Source organism: Bacillus sp. Bos-x628 (genome assembly GCF_040500475.1).
Classification (GTDB): Bacteria; Bacillota; Bacilli; order Bacillales; family Bacillaceae; genus Bacillus; species Bacillus maqinnsis.
This window is the reverse complement of the sequence record NZ_CP159358.1, coordinates 248,067-261,660: the sequence shown is the minus strand read 5'-3', so window position 1 is coordinate 261,660 and position 13,594 is coordinate 248,067. Positions and strand designations below refer to the sequence as shown.

Sequence of the window (13,594 nt, the reverse complement as noted above, 5' to 3'; positions counted from 1 at the left end):
TTGATCTATGAAGCAGCATGACATTCACGCATTTCTTCTACGTTTTTTTCAGGCGAATCAATGTGACATTCTCGAAGAAAGTGCAGGCCATCTCACCGTACAGCTAACCATTGAAATGGATAAAATGATCATGAACCGCCCTTTTTATTGGCATTGGCTTGAAAAAACAGGCGGTGTGCCTGAGCCGCGTCAATTGACACTTATCACAGATCAGCAGAAAGCAGGCGACACGATCGAAGGTGAATTTATTCATTTCGGCTCCCCTCGCTTGTTTCAAATTTTCGAGGCTGTCAAACAACAAGGCCGATTTATCCGCCTCTATGAACAAGTAACACCACTGACTAAGACCCAAATCGCATTGGAGCCTTGGCTTGGGATTAATGTGAAAATATCATATCTTGCAGATCGCAAAAAGGATAAGCTGCTGTCTCTTGGACTTCATCTCATACGAGGCGAGGTCGTAGAACAATTTCAAGAAAAGCTGGAAACACGCAAGCTGTCTTCGCAAATACCTGATTATTGTTTTACGATGAGTACAATGATTAAGCCTGAAAGCGGAGTCAAACGCCTCTATGGCCTGATGGAGCGGTATGCCCACGAAGAACCGGACGATTGGGCGATAAGGGCTGTTCAAAAGTGGAAGGAAGATTCGGAACTTTTAAACCAATTTTATGAAGGGACTTCAGATACATCTGTAGAATATGAAATAGAAAGACAAGCACTCAAAACTTTATATGAACCAAAAATCAGTCTTACGATTGAAAATGGCGGACTTTTCTACTTACAACAAAAAAGGGGCGGTTAACTAAAATCCAACTCCCTCCCCTTGATGTGACATACAATTTTCGATCAATCAAAAGCAAAGTTTGTCTATTTGTATTGGGCGGAAACATGACGCAAGCGAACCACGAGGACTTACCACCTTTGTCTTTCCATTTAATGCGTTAAGTGCCTGAAATACACGATTCAGTATTTTAGGAGGTATTTGTATGGAAAAGGAAATGAAAAAGCTAGACAGTGAATGGGTTCAGTTATTAACCGAAGCTCGTAAAGCAGGACTAACAGTCGAAGAAGTCCGTCATTTTCTCAAATCGCACCAAAAGTCCTCTGAGTCTCTCCCACTGTAAGAAGTCATTCTATCAAACCTTTCTGAATGTGCTATAATATCGAAAGGAAGGTGATGACATTGATTGGCCAGCGTATTAAACAATACCGCAATGAAAAAGGCTACTCACTATCAGAACTGGCCGAAAAGGCTGGGGTAGCGAAGTCTTATTTAAGTTCAATAGAAAGAAACTTGCAAACAAACCCCTCCATTCAATTTCTTGAAAAAGTCTCCGCTGTTCTGGACGTCTCGGTTCATACACTGTTAAACGAAAAAGATGAAACCGAATACGATGGTCAATTAGATAGTGAATGGGAAAAACTAGTTCGAGATGCAATGACATCAGGGGTTTCGAAAAAGCAATTTCGTGAATTTTTAGATTATCAAATCTGGAAAAAACAGCAAGAAGAGGAGTAAAGCGCTCGTTTTAGCGCATACTCCTCCAATTGCTATGCAGAGGTTGATAGCAGTCTAAAAGACTGCCTTTATTTTTTATCGTCGCTGTGTGCTTTTTCGTTTTCTTTCACATAGCCTTTTTCATCCGTATGCTTTTTGGGATTGATCGTGAAACCATTCCACTGAGTCGCTTCGAAGGAAAGATCAATTTGAATCGCATCGCCTTGGTATTTATTTTGGATATAGTCGCCATCTTTATCCTTCGTCTGGTCATTGACAAATTCAATGATCATTTCCATTTTATCGTAATCAAATAGGTTCTTTAAAATGCCGTCATACTCTGGAGCCGTTGTTCCATCAACGGTTGCTACATTGATTTTACCATTTTCATGTAAAAACTTCTTATCGACGGCATGACGAAGCTTCTCTTATGCCGCCTGATCCTGTTTTGAAGTTAACAGATACAAGTTAATCAGGTTCGCATGATCTAAAATGATATTTCGGAGATAAACATTCCCACCTTCAGCTCCAACCGTGAGCACACTAACTTGGAATTGGCTGAGGCATTCTTCCGCTGAATTTTTCTCGCCTTTCTTTGCAGAAGTTCCATCTTTAAACTGACAATCATCAAGACTCATCAGTACTTGGTTTATTGCAAGTGACCCCTTATTTTCAAAGTTAAATTCCTTCCTCATACGGTCACCAGGTTTTAAGTTTGCAAGGTGAATAGCACCAGGGTATTCTTGTAGAGATAAATCTAGCTCCCCTGTAGAGTAGCAGACTGCATTTGCCTTTTCGATATCATTAAAAGCAGCCCAAGTTACCCCGCCAATTAAATCCAGTCCTAATCCCCTGATAATACACCTAAACGAATTGATTTTTTGATTGCCATGAATGCCCCCTCATTAATTGTTTTATTGAAACCTGACTCAGTTACAAACGAAAAATTTATGCTTGTTTCTCTGACATTTGTAAATCATTCGCACGCCTTCGATTCTTCGCGGCGCGAACAAAATGAAGCGCAGAGTAAACTAGCAGCATGACACCTGGTATAATGAGCAGCAGAGCTGTTCCAACTGCCGTACCGGCATATGAAAGAAGCTTTCCGGCATAAGGGATTTCAATTCTTGTGTCCTGTGCAACGACTTGATTTGCTTTGACCAGCGTCCCATTTTGAAAACTATTGTGATCCCCTTTAGTCTCGAAGGTCTTGCTTATCCCATTTCCTTCCACATCAACAATTCGATGGGTCACAAAGGATACTTCCTGATCATGTTTTGTTTGAAACGTCATAATATCCCCTGCCTTGAGAGCATCAGGTAATGTCATATCTTTTACTACAATCAGTGAACCAAGAGAGAACTCTGGTTCCATCGAGCCGGATAACACTTGCTTAAACTGAGAACCAAAAATTTGCGGATCTCCACCTGCTGTTCTTGATGACAGCAACACAATAATAAATGCAATCATCCCTGTGAAAACAATGACATAAAGAATACTTCCGGTCATTTTCACCCATTTTTCCAAGATACTTCTCTCCTTTTATGGAAGCAGCCCGATTTAGGTCACCTTTTCATGACACCTGGGAAAGCTGCATTTGTTTAAACCATAAAAACGTTTTATTAGATACGCTAAATCCTTTAGATAATAGATTTTAAAAAGCATAAATTCCATTCGTTTTTCCTTTTTCTGAGGTAATAATCGTCGATTATTTTGATCAAAAGTTGGGTGCTGATCCCTTTTCACCATCTTGTAAAGGCTTCTTCTCACTTGCTACTTTGTGAAGCTCCCACGTCCATTCAAAATGTGTCAGTGTTCGTCCAATATTTTGAAGTGTGATACTTAGCTTATGCGGCGCACAAACCGTTTCCTTGATTGTCGTCTGGTCTATTAGCTTCACATCACTTTTATCCTATTTCTTAGGCTGACAATGCTGATCTGTTTGCTCAAAACTCTCACATGTTTTCGTCATATAGTTTGATTGCTCCACATCATTAAAAGAAGCGTATGTAGGTGTCAGTGAGACATGAATATCAAGCTCATGACACAAAAGAGAACAAAGAGCGCTTGTTTCATCAATTTCTTCAACTCCTTGAACAACTGTTCTTCTAAAAATATTCTTTAAAAAGAACGGTTAAGCTCAGTATAAGGAAATACTGATAAAATCCAAAACGTCAAATTAGTCCATTATGTTCTTAAACGAGAACTTTTACGAGAAAATTCTTCCATTTTCTCGTTCTTTTGCCATCATTCAGTAATTTTTCTCATATCAATTGTACTTAATAAAAAAAACATAAAAGTGTAGGAATTGGTAAGGATAATATCTATTGAGGTGATGTAAATTGAAATTTCGAGGTATCTGTATCATATTCAGTTTACTGATAGGCGTCATGATACAAGACATGAAAACTGTAGAGGCACTAGCATTAACGTCTCCCGCCGATCAATGGGAAAGACGGGCAGTTAATGAAGCAAAAAAACGCTATCCGTTAGCTCACGTCCTATTTAAACAAAAAGTTTGGGACCGGCATCGGGATAAAGAATCTGTCAAACAGTATCATATTACATTAAAAGATCGCTCGAAAGAATTTGGGGTATTTGTGACCATCTCCTATAATACCTACTCAAACAAAGTGAAAAAAGTCATTGTCGTTGAAGAATATAGCGAATGATGCAGCAAAAAACCGCCTGTTGGCGGCTTTATTTTTGTCGATGTCGATGACGTTTTAGTAGCATTGACAATCCAAACGGAAGAACACCAAATAAACGCTGTGAAAATGGCGGCTTCGCATCCATCTTTTCCTGCTTATGTTCCTTCCGCTCTTTACGTGGTGTGTTCATATATTTAATGATTTCCTCTGTCATATATTTCACATAGTCATTTGTTTTCAACGAACGCTCACCCCTTCTTCTTTAAAGTGTTACCAAGAGCAGTGTCGTTTTATACACAGACTATTTAGCGATCGTCCATTTTACAATCTCTCTGCTCTGCCAATCAAACATCATTTCTCTTTTATCAGCTAATCCATCTTTTGTTCTTACACTAATGGAAACATGTATACGCTTTTTCTTTTGATCACACGCGAGACGTTGAATTGTCACATTCCCTTCTTTCCTTTCAAGGTGATAATCACGTTGATCGCAAAAGTGATCTAAATGCCTGATGACATCACTTACACCAACTCTCAATAAATGCTGTTTTTTATAAAAAGAAATGGTGAGTACTGCACTAGTTTGCTCTTTTTGTATACTGATCGTCATTGAGCCGAGAATCAAAAAGAAAAAAAGAATCGAAGCGAGTACGTGCGGGTAGATAAACCCTTGCTCATTTCTCACGGTTTAGGAATCACTCCTTTATATGTGAAAAAGACAGCTTCATGCAACGTTCCAGATAAGTCTATGACTTGTAACATAGCTGTTTGCTGATCAGTCCTCACACGAATGCGTTTGACCTTTTGTAAAAGAGGTAAATGTCCTGCCTGATCGATTCGTTTTCGAAGCATATCTTTGTATTGCTCAATTATCACAACTTGGCCTTGTTCGGTTATAAATTCTAGAGCTTCTCCTTTTTTCACCATTCTTACAGCAACAGCACGATTCAGTTCATCATCTAATTGTTGCACCGTTTGTTTCCATTCCATATGTGAAAATTGATTGATATCTTCAAATGGTTTGGCTTTTTCAGCGAAAGAAAAGAGCATGATACAACCAAAGGTGAGAAACAAATACAGTTGAATTTGCCACAATGCTTGAACAAGGGTAAATCCATACTCATCATTCAATAGTGCTAAAGCATATGGTCTGTTGTTTTTGCAATTTGTAAGATACGCATCCCTCCTGTTCACTCCACTTGACTTCATAGACGATCTCGCCCCTTTTCTCTTTGACTGATTGTTTACTTCCTGTCATGAAAGCGGCATTCATTTGTTCATGTAACACTTGGTAGGCTTCAAGCCTTGTCCTTAATTCTTTTTTCCCACCCACTAGTTTCTCATAGTTGGGGATGAGTATGAGAGAAGCGAATATGAAGAGATGACAGGCAAAAAGCATCTCGATCGTACTAAAACCTCTACTGTTTTTGAACATGAATTCGTCCGCTCCCTAAATAGACGGTAAGCTTATACGTTTGACTTCCAAATTGTAAAATGAGGGAACCTCCGCTGCTTGGATTTCCATTCACATTAAAATGGATGGGTTGTTGAAATGTAGATTGCTGGATACTTCCATTTTTATTTTGATATGAAGCAATCACCCGATCTTTGTTTTTAACTATCACCTGATAGGATAAATTCGATTGGTGAAAATGAACGTCAACACCGGTTTTCTCGATAAATGCTGTATAAGAGGCTAACTGGAGATCTTGTTTAATGACATTCATTTGTTTTTTCGCTTCTGCACTTTCTAATATGCTTGGAACCTTTCCTACGATGATTGAAAGAAGAATAGATAAAACAAGTAATATCATGAGCTGTTCAATAAGTGTAAACCCCTTCTCCTGTGAAACCAACTTATTCATTTTTCACGTCGCCGTTTTGAATCACAATGGCTTTTCCGTTAGGACATGCTAACCCCTTTTTGACATAGCCTTCTTTTTCTAATTCAGATAATGACGGCGTTTTACCATCATGCTCTAATTCATAAGCCATCACCTGTGTACTTACCATTGACTTTAAACCGTCACAGCCTTTTGCTTGAATGCTTTGATGATGCCGTGTGATATTTGGTATTGTAATGAGTAAAAGGATAGAAATAACGAGCATGACAATTAACATTTCTAACAGAGTAAAAGCTTTTTCATTCATCCATGAGTCCTCCTTCTTACACTTGATCCATCAGTTGATACATAGGTAAAAGAATGGATAAATACACGATTAAAATGAGCAGTGCTGTCAAACCATAAATCACTGGCTGCAACCATAAAACCCATTTTTCAATTTTCAACTCTGCATTCTCTAATAAAAACTGACTGTATGTGTAAAGTTCTCTCGCAAGCATCCCGCTTGCTTCACCATGCTTGATCACTGCTGCGAAATGTCTTTCGAAAAAAGGATACTGACCTATTTGAGCTTCCATTGTCTCTCCTTTTCTTAAATCTTTGATCATCTGTTCAGATATCTCTTGAAGAAAGGGTAAATAATTTTGCTGTTTGAAGGCTTGTAAGCTTTCATATACAGATAATCCAGCCTGAAGAAGACCACTTAGTTGAAGGGAAAAAAGATAGGTATGCATCAGCTGCATCCCTTTATACATGATCGGCAGCCGGCTCATCATTCTCAGTTTCTCAAGTGCAGTTTTTTTCTTAAAACAGAGATAATAATATCCAGCGAGACAGATACTTACACCACCGATTGTAATCAAGAAATAATGTAAAAATTGAAAGGTGCTAAACATCCCTTGAATCAACCAAGATGCTTGGGTGTCCATAGAGGAATACAAAAGAGAAAATTGAGGTATGATCATCTGTTGAACGAGTGTGAGAACAACCCCCACCGTAAACATGAGGAAGATCGGGTACCGTAACATGCGTTTCATCGTATCCATTTGTACGAGCTTTTTTTCTAAGAATAGTGAACTTTGTTCTAAAGCACGTGACAGACTGCCATGCTTCTCTGAAAAACAGAGAATCGCAATGACCTCTCGTTGAAAGCACAGCTTCTCTAAAACAAGATAAAATGGTTCTCCTTCAATCAACCACTGAATTCCTTTTGTTAATAGGTGATTTTGTTTCTCTGTTAACTGAATATTCATCATCGTTAGTGCATCAATCAATGTATATCCAGATTGAATTAATTGGCCAAGTTTCGATAGAAATTCAGCTTGTTCTTTTCTAGACCATGCTTTATAGTGTCGATTCTTCATAAACCCAGCGATGATAGGTGTTTTTAGATAAATAGCCAAGCGCAACTCCTTTTCGAATTAATCTTTGCAGTGTTTCATATGATGCATGAGCGTGTTCTCCTTTTGCTTCTTTTATACACTCACTAAGCTCTTTTCCGTACAGCAGTTCAAACACATTTGTACGTCTGGCTGTTCGGTTTAATTTACAGTAAAGCTGGCACGTTTCACCACAAAAAGGGCATGTTATATCTATTAATCGCTGTGCGGCAATCGCCACCATTGTTTGTTCAATCTCATTCAGCGTTACACCAAATTCAAGCATTCGATAAAGGGCTCCTTTTGCATTTTTCGCATGTAATGTACTCATTACTAAATGTCCAGTCATCGCAGCTCTAATTGCCGTTTGCGCCGTTTCAGCATCTCTTATTTCACCTAGCACAATCATGTCTGGATCATGTCTTAAAATGGCTCGTAAACCTGCCGCATACGTAATGCCAGCTTTCTCATTTACTTGCACTTGTAAAACTTCTTCATTTCTAGTCTCAACAGGATCTTCAAGCGTAATAATATTTCGATTAAAGTGTTTTTTTGCAAATTGGATCAACGAATAGAGTGTCGTGGTTTTTCCTGAATTTGTTGGTCCAGTAAATAAAATAAGTCCGTGTGAATGATTAAGAAACGATAATAATCTTGCGGAAGCTTTTGGGAATAAGGAGAGATATTTGGTTTCTGGCACATGTTCTTGCGGTAAAAGTCTAATAACTAGACTTTCATCATACACAGTTGGCAATGTAGACATCCGAACAAAGACTTGACCAGTTCTTAGCATGACAGCTAATGACCCATTTTGCGGTCTCCTTTTTTCACCGATATCCATTGATGATAAAAATTTAAAATGAGCAATTAATCGCTCCCCACTCTTTTTATCAATGATTCGTTTTTGAATCAAATCTGAGTCTACTCGAAAAGAAACCGAAGCTTCTTTTTCTCTTGGGACAATGTGCACATCAGATGCTCTCATTCGGCATGCTTCTTCTAGCAGATCTTGTCCTAAATATTCAATACCATACAAGCTGTCCACTCCTTTCTCTGACCATATTGTAAAGTGGGGAAGCCAGCCTGACAAAAAGGTATCCTGTCATTTTAGAGATTGATAAAGCGTTAAAATCATCAAAACAGTGTGTGTTTTCATCGATTTCAACAATACACCATATAAAAAAACCTGACTTTTACAAGTACAGGTTTTTTTGATCATGTAGCTTCTTGCTGTGGCTCTTCAAAGATACGGAATCCTCTTTCTTCTAATGCTTTTGCAAGGCTATGTTCAGTTTTCACTTTTGAGAAATCAATTCCTAGTTTCACAACGGTTTGAGCAATCTCCGGACGAATGCCTGATATGATTGTTTCAATCCCTAGAAGCTTTGCGCTATCGACCACTTTAAACAACTGATAAGCGACCATCGTATCAACTATCGGTACACCAGAAATATCAATGAATAAATGTGTCAACCGCAATCTTGAAGCCTGTTCTAGGACGGACTCTAAAATGATTTTGGCTCGGTACGTATCAATTTCACCAATGAGCGGCAAGACACCGATCTCTTTAGACACTGGAATGACAGGTGCGCTTAGTTCTTGAATCATCTCTCTTTGCGCATTTAACTGATTCAGTGTCACACGGTCATATTCTTTTGATAAACGTTCAATCATATTATCAAAGGTTGAGTGAAAGTGCTGATTCCAAGCACAAACATCTTTCAGAGTAATCTCAAGCTTAGTTTGTTGCGTGAATAATTCAATTCTCGAACAGAAAATATGACGAAACACCTTAAATTGCCTAATGATTTCATATAACGGTACCTCATGAACTGCACGATCGCGCGCAATATCAATCGACCACTTTTTCAGATGGTTCTCTACTTTGTCTGATTCAGCCACAAGTGTCTCAGCAATGGTTTGAATAAACGCAATGTTTTGCTCCTTTAGCTTGTTTTCTGTCTCTTTTGATGCATGTTTAGAATATAATGAGCCTAATTCTTCTGTTCTTGTTTTCAGCCATTCTTCGGTCATGGCAGGGGCTTCTTTTAAAATAAATTTAAATAATTGCTCAGATTTCTCTCTTTTCATTTACTTTCTTCACTCCTTTTCCACTTAAGACTAGTGACATCGCAACTTTTATGTATAAATGAAAGCAGAAGGTGAACAATATCAATACACGTATCATATTGGGCTATAGCCAAGTGGTAAGGCAATGGACTTTGACTCCGTGATCGTTGGTTCGAATCCAGCTAGCCCAGTTCAGCACAAAAACGAAGATAGCTGAAGAATGTTTCAGCTGATCTTCGTTTTTTTAGGATACCGATTGATGAATGGCTTTCTTTTTTGAAATTTTCACTAGCTCACCAGGATTATAACCAACGACTAATTTATGACCATCAATGATAATTGGTCTTCGTAGTAATTTAGGTTTTTCAATGAGAAGCTGGAGTAATTCATTCATTTTTAGATCATTAATATTTAAATTTAAGCTTTTAAAAGCTTGACTTCGCGTGGCTAAAATTTCATCTATTCCCTCCGTTGTTAAGGATAGAATTTTTTTTAATTCGTCTAATGTCGGCGTTTCTCTGAAAAGGTGGCGTTCTTTAAAATCGATTTGATTTGCCTTTAACCAATGTTTCGTTTTACGGCAAGACGTGCAGCTTGGATATGAATAAAAAGTAATGTCATTCATTAGTCTTCCTCCTTAGGTCGTTAGCCTTTTCTCTTATGGAATAAGTACCCTCATGTGTTTTGGCATAAACACTTTTTAATTACTTTTTCAAAGAAATTTTTTTCATCCTGTTAATCAAATGTTCACACGATGTCAAAAATGTAAATGTTTACATATCAAGTAACTATCGCTTATAATATGAATCAAATGGGTTTTTGAAAGGGGAGGGAAAGAAATGAACCGCATGTTCCGTGTGCTTGGCTTTTGGACGGGTATTTTTGCTGTGATGTTCTATTTAGGACATATGAAAGATGCATCCTTGCTGTTCTTCGGTCAAACCGTTCTATTTGTATTTTTATCCTACTTGAATTTATCCGAAAGAATGTATATTTACATTTTCGGTGCGTACTTAACCATTTTCTTTGCCGGATTTACATATTATTCGATCTTCATCATGGTTCCCGGTACCGGACATTAAAAGAAAAAGAGCTAAAATAAATATCATTTTAGCTCTTTTCTTCTGCACGCTGGAGCATCTCTTCTTCATAATGGTTTTTATAGTGAAAAACCATTGATAAACGGATTTTGCTCTTGTTCAATTAAAACAGTTGTTTCCTCGCCATGTCCACTTAATACAATGGTTGATTCTGGCAATGATAACAGTTTGTCATGAATTGATTGAAGCAGCACTTCCTGGCTCCCCCCAACTAAATCTGTTCTGCCAATTCCACCTTGGAATAATGTGTCCCCAGAAATCACAAATTCTTCTTTTTGAGAATAGTAAGAAACACTGCCTGGAGAATGCCCAGGTGTATGGAACACCTCTAAAGTAAATGAACCGATTTGAAGAGTTCCTTCTGTTGTAATGAGCTTTTCAGCTTCTTTTACGGTAATTCCATTTCCAATCAATTGTGCCGAGCCGTTTAACTCAGCATTTGTAAGCCATTCTTTTTCATTTTCATGTACATATAATGGGATTGCCCATTCTGCCCGCACCTCATCTGCCGCACCAATATGATCAAAATGAGCATGTGTCAGCAAAATGGCAAGCGGCGTTAGCTGTTTCTCTTTGACATATGAAATCAGCTTTTGCGCTTCGCCGCCTGGATCAAAGATTAAACATTCCCCATGCTCATTTTTCCAAATATACGCATTCGCTTGCACATATCCTAGCGGCATTCTTTTCCAATTCATTTTCATCACCTACTTTATTCATTCTTTTCTATTATGAAGGCTATTCAATACATTTTCAAACAATCCTCAACTTGAATCCACTCGACAAGCCTTATGAAAACGGTTAAAATGAAAAGAAAGGAAATCATGGGGATTGATGACAAAGGAGGATTTCATATGATGCTCGTCATAATATTTGGCCTAGTCACGATTTTAGCCGCTTTGGGTGTATATCGCTCACTAAAAAAAGTGAACGTACTAGCAATCGCTTTTGCTGGGGCTACATTTTTGGTTTTTGGGTGGTTTACAGTCATGACCATCATCTATAGCGGTTATCCAACCGCACATTAATACCTTGCATACAGCAAGCTTTCAGGTTGTTGACAAAGGGCTAAAATGGTTTTTATTTTAGCCCTTTTTCTTCTTTTCAGCGTGAATTGAGAACCCTTGAAGCCTAGCAGGGATGAGCTACTTGTGCGCAATGTTTCATTCGTGAGCATCAGCGGCACATAACAAGACAACGGATGCTTGGGTTTGTCTTCACGCTAAAAAGCCTGCATCTAGCAGGTTTTTTATTGATTGAAATGCTTATTCACACTCGCCAATTTGCTTTCAAGTGTTGTCGTTTGATCCCGTCTGTCATCAATGCGAATGTTTGTCGCTACTCGGTGTACCCCTTTTTGAAAAGGCGCCTCATGGATGTGCTGAATGACCTCAAACAAAACGGATAGTTCGCCCTCAATTAACGTGTTCATTGGTGTTAACTGATATTTGATTTTCCCTTCCTTATGGAAACCTTCTAAAATCGTTTGTACATCTGCTACATATTCACTAACGCTTGGTGTACCTGTACCTACAGGGATGATTGTGACATCTGCTATTGCCATGTTTCTTGCTCCTTTCTCCATACCACCCGCTTTTTTTCTCGTTATCATTGTACCCCATCAACGTTTGAAAAAGCCATAATCACGTTGCTTTAACAACATGTTTCTCTCGTTCTAGCGTTAAATCTGTCCTCTCTACCTTCCCAATTTTTGTGAAGAGGAGCAGACATATACCAGAAACGGCTTCAATTACTCCCCCAGCGGCAATGACATATCCAGAACCAAAGAGGGTTGCCATATAACCGCCAATAAGAGCACCTAGCGGAATCATTAAATATGATATCATGTTGATGATTGCATAAACTTGAGGCTGATCCTCAGCCTTTACTGATAATTGAATAATCGTATGTTCAGGTACGTTGACTGCACTAATGGCCGCGCCTAATGCAAATGCAGATATAAACACAAGAGGCAATAGTGCGTTCATTCCCGTAATAAAAAATGCAATACCGTCAACAATGCCTGCACCAATAAACAGTAATCCATAACGATTCACTTTTACTTTTGTTAATATAAATCCCATCAAAAAAGCGCCTGCCGCAGTTGTAACTTTAATAAACGAATAGACAACCGGTCCGCTATTTAGCTCCTCCGTTAAATAGATGACAGATAACGCTTCCCAAGGGGCGGCAGCAAAGTTAGAACACACACAAAAAATGGCTAACGGAAACAAAATATGATGCTTTCTGACAAGTAAAAATCCCCTTATTAATCTTTTACCGTACGATAATCCCTTTTTACCTTTTTCAATGATAGCTACTGCCTCATATGTAATCAATAGAACCAATAAGGCTGACAAGAGATAAAGAGGAATGATGAAAAGCATCGTATAACCCACACCTATAAAAGCAATCATCATACCACACACAGTAACCGTCACAAGCCGGACAACATGACTCGCCGATTGAATGGTTGCATTCGCTTTTTGTATCACTTCCTCATGTACAAGCTTTGGAATAATTGATACAGACGCCGGTTCGTAGGAACCGCCAGTTGATGAATGCAGAAGCATTAACCCAATGATCAGCCATAATGGAGAGAAACCATTAAAATAACAGATCGAAATGACGATCATAATGGTAGCTCGCGTTAAATCAGCAAAACACATCCAAAATTTCAATTGATTTGGTCTCATCATCGGCGTGATGAGCGGACCTACAATCGCCTGGGGGACAAAACTTACCGCAATAAAAAAAGCCGTCCCAATTGCCCCTTTTCCTTCTAACACTAAAAGCCATAAGATGGTGTTAAAAGATAAACTATCAGCAGTGATTTTAAATACTTTAGAAATAAATAAGTAAGTAAAATTCCTTTTCCACATTCTATGTACACTCAATGAATGCCATCCCCCTGAAACATATCCTTTTTTTTACAACTATTTCTTTCACAATAGCTCACAGAGAGGTTATCGTCAATCTCTTCCCTGCTAATTTTATTGACAATAGGAAATTGATTTGTTTTCATCAAAAAAGCACCTGTACAGGTGCC

The 13,594-nt window shown here is 38.4% G+C and carries 21 protein-coding genes, 1 tRNA gene and 1 pseudogene; 7 read left to right on the top strand and 16 right to left on the bottom strand.

Annotated features, from left to right (window positions below):
• The first annotated feature begins 7 nt into the window (after positions 1-7).
• From ABVJ71_RS01375 to sinR, 3 genes are all read left to right on the top strand, one after another.
• Positions 8-805, top strand: coding sequence for a YqhG family protein (locus tag ABVJ71_RS01375; RefSeq protein ID WP_353855259.1), 798 nt, complete (start codon positions 8-10; stop codon positions 803-805).
• Between the two features lie 184 nt (positions 806-989).
• Positions 990-1,127 (top strand): anti-repressor SinI family protein, encoded by a 138-nt coding sequence (locus ABVJ71_RS01370; protein WP_353855258.1) that lies wholly within the window; start codon positions 990-992, stop codon positions 1,125-1,127.
• Positions 1,128-1,186: 59 nt separating this feature from the next.
• Positions 1,187-1,522, top strand: coding sequence for a transcriptional regulator SinR (gene sinR / locus ABVJ71_RS01365; RefSeq protein WP_353856507.1), 336 nt, complete (start codon positions 1,187-1,189; stop codon positions 1,520-1,522).
• A 68-nt stretch (positions 1,523-1,590) separates the two neighbouring features.
• Here sinR and tasA read toward each other — a convergent pair.
• From tasA to ABVJ71_RS01350, 3 genes and pseudogenes are all read right to left on the bottom strand, one after another.
• A pseudogene (gene tasA / locus ABVJ71_RS01360) lies at positions 1,591-2,393 on the bottom strand (biofilm matrix protein TasA).
• 56 nt (positions 2,394-2,449) lie between these two features.
• A complete protein-coding gene (locus tag ABVJ71_RS01355; RefSeq protein ID WP_353855257.1) occupies positions 2,450-3,028 on the bottom strand; it encodes a signal peptidase I in 579 nt (192 codons plus the stop codon).
• A gap of 190 nt (positions 3,029-3,218) precedes the next feature.
• Positions 3,219-3,401 carry a hypothetical protein gene (locus ABVJ71_RS01350; RefSeq protein ID WP_353855256.1) on the bottom strand — a complete coding sequence of 61 codons (183 nt, stop codon included), beginning with the start codon at positions 3,399-3,401 and terminating at the stop codon, positions 3,219-3,221.
• Between the two features lie 490 nt (positions 3,402-3,891).
• Here ABVJ71_RS01350 and ABVJ71_RS01345 point away from each other — a divergent pair, with 490 nt between their 5' ends.
• The gene (locus tag ABVJ71_RS01345; RefSeq protein WP_353856506.1) at positions 3,892-4,173 is read left to right on the top strand and encodes a DUF3889 domain-containing protein; all 282 of its coding nucleotides are present in this window, start codon (positions 3,892-3,894) and stop codon (positions 4,171-4,173) included.
• A 28-nt stretch (positions 4,174-4,201) separates the two neighbouring features.
• On the opposite strand, the gene ABVJ71_RS01340 is transcribed toward ABVJ71_RS01345, so the two are convergent.
• From ABVJ71_RS01340 to ABVJ71_RS01300, 9 genes are all read right to left on the bottom strand, one after another.
• The gene (locus ABVJ71_RS01340) at positions 4,202-4,393 is read right to left on the bottom strand and encodes a YqzE family protein (protein ID WP_353855255.1); all 192 of its coding nucleotides are present in this window, start codon (positions 4,391-4,393) and stop codon (positions 4,202-4,204) included.
• Between the two features lie 60 nt (positions 4,394-4,453).
• Positions 4,454-4,762 (bottom strand): competence type IV pilus minor pilin ComGG, encoded by a 309-nt coding sequence (gene comGG / locus ABVJ71_RS01335; RefSeq protein WP_353855254.1) that lies wholly within the window; start codon positions 4,760-4,762, stop codon positions 4,454-4,456.
• Between the two features lie 71 nt (positions 4,763-4,833).
• A complete protein-coding gene (comGF, locus tag ABVJ71_RS01330) occupies positions 4,834-5,361 on the bottom strand; it encodes a competence type IV pilus minor pilin ComGF (RefSeq protein ID WP_353855253.1) in 528 nt (175 codons plus the stop codon).
• Complete coding sequence (locus tag ABVJ71_RS01325) at positions 5,276-5,551, bottom strand: type II secretion system protein (protein WP_353856505.1); 276 nt, start codon at positions 5,549-5,551, stop codon at positions 5,276-5,278. The genes comGF and ABVJ71_RS01325 overlap by 86 nt, the downstream gene beginning before the upstream one ends.
• A 19-nt stretch (positions 5,552-5,570) precedes the next feature.
• A complete protein-coding gene (gene comGD, locus ABVJ71_RS01320) occupies positions 5,571-6,017 on the bottom strand; it encodes a competence type IV pilus minor pilin ComGD (protein WP_353855252.1) in 447 nt (148 codons plus the stop codon).
• Positions 6,010-6,303: a competence type IV pilus major pilin ComGC gene (gene comGC, locus ABVJ71_RS01315; protein WP_353855251.1), complete on the bottom strand. Its 294-nt coding sequence runs from the start codon at positions 6,301-6,303 to the stop codon at positions 6,010-6,012. Before comGC ends, comGD begins: the two co-directional genes overlap by 8 nt.
• A 16-nt stretch (positions 6,304-6,319) precedes the next feature.
• Positions 6,320-7,399 (bottom strand): competence type IV pilus assembly protein ComGB, encoded by a 1,080-nt coding sequence (gene comGB, locus ABVJ71_RS01310; protein WP_353855250.1) that lies wholly within the window; start codon positions 7,397-7,399, stop codon positions 6,320-6,322.
• The gene (gene comGA / locus ABVJ71_RS01305) at positions 7,341-8,411 is read right to left on the bottom strand and encodes a competence type IV pilus ATPase ComGA (RefSeq protein WP_353855249.1); all 1,071 of its coding nucleotides are present in this window, start codon (positions 8,409-8,411) and stop codon (positions 7,341-7,343) included. Before comGA ends, comGB begins: the two co-directional genes overlap by 59 nt.
• Positions 8,412-8,590: 179 nt before the next feature.
• Positions 8,591-9,466, bottom strand: coding sequence for an STAS domain-containing protein (locus tag ABVJ71_RS01300; protein WP_353855248.1), 876 nt, complete (start codon positions 9,464-9,466; stop codon positions 8,591-8,593).
• 99 nt (positions 9,467-9,565) lie between these two features.
• Here ABVJ71_RS01300 and ABVJ71_RS01295 point away from each other — a divergent pair.
• Positions 9,566-9,636, top strand: a tRNA-Gln gene (locus ABVJ71_RS01295).
• A 53-nt stretch (positions 9,637-9,689) separates the two neighbouring features.
• Here the strand turns inward: ABVJ71_RS01295 and ABVJ71_RS01290 are convergent.
• Positions 9,690-10,070: a Spx/MgsR family RNA polymerase-binding regulatory protein gene (locus ABVJ71_RS01290; RefSeq protein ID WP_353855247.1), complete on the bottom strand. Its 381-nt coding sequence runs from the start codon at positions 10,068-10,070 to the stop codon at positions 9,690-9,692.
• A gap of 214 nt (positions 10,071-10,284) precedes the next feature.
• Here ABVJ71_RS01290 and ABVJ71_RS01285 point away from each other — a divergent pair, with 214 nt between their 5' ends.
• Entirely contained in the window at positions 10,285-10,527 is a 243-nt protein-coding gene (locus tag ABVJ71_RS01285; protein WP_003217440.1) for a DUF2626 domain-containing protein, read from the top strand.
• A gap of 77 nt (positions 10,528-10,604) precedes the next feature.
• On the opposite strand, the gene ABVJ71_RS01280 is transcribed toward ABVJ71_RS01285, so the two are convergent.
• A complete protein-coding gene (locus tag ABVJ71_RS01280; protein WP_353855246.1) occupies positions 10,605-11,243 on the bottom strand; it encodes an MBL fold metallo-hydrolase in 639 nt (212 codons plus the stop codon).
• Positions 11,244-11,399: 156 nt separating this feature from the next.
• On the opposite strand from ABVJ71_RS01280, the gene ABVJ71_RS01275 reads away from it, so the two are divergent.
• On the top strand, positions 11,400-11,573 hold the full coding sequence (locus tag ABVJ71_RS01275; RefSeq protein ID WP_353855245.1) for a DUF2759 domain-containing protein: 174 nt from the start codon (positions 11,400-11,402) through the stop codon (positions 11,571-11,573).
• Positions 11,574-11,794: 221 nt separating this feature from the next.
• On the opposite strand, the gene ABVJ71_RS01270 is transcribed toward ABVJ71_RS01275, so the two are convergent.
• Entirely contained in the window at positions 11,795-12,109 is a 315-nt protein-coding gene (locus ABVJ71_RS01270; RefSeq protein WP_353855244.1) for an MTH1187 family thiamine-binding protein, read from the bottom strand.
• 79 nt (positions 12,110-12,188) lie between these two features.
• Positions 12,189-13,442 carry an MFS transporter gene (locus ABVJ71_RS01265; protein WP_353855243.1) on the bottom strand — a complete coding sequence of 418 codons (1,254 nt, stop codon included), beginning with the start codon at positions 13,440-13,442 and terminating at the stop codon, positions 12,189-12,191.
• Positions 13,443-13,594: the final 152 nt, after the last annotated feature.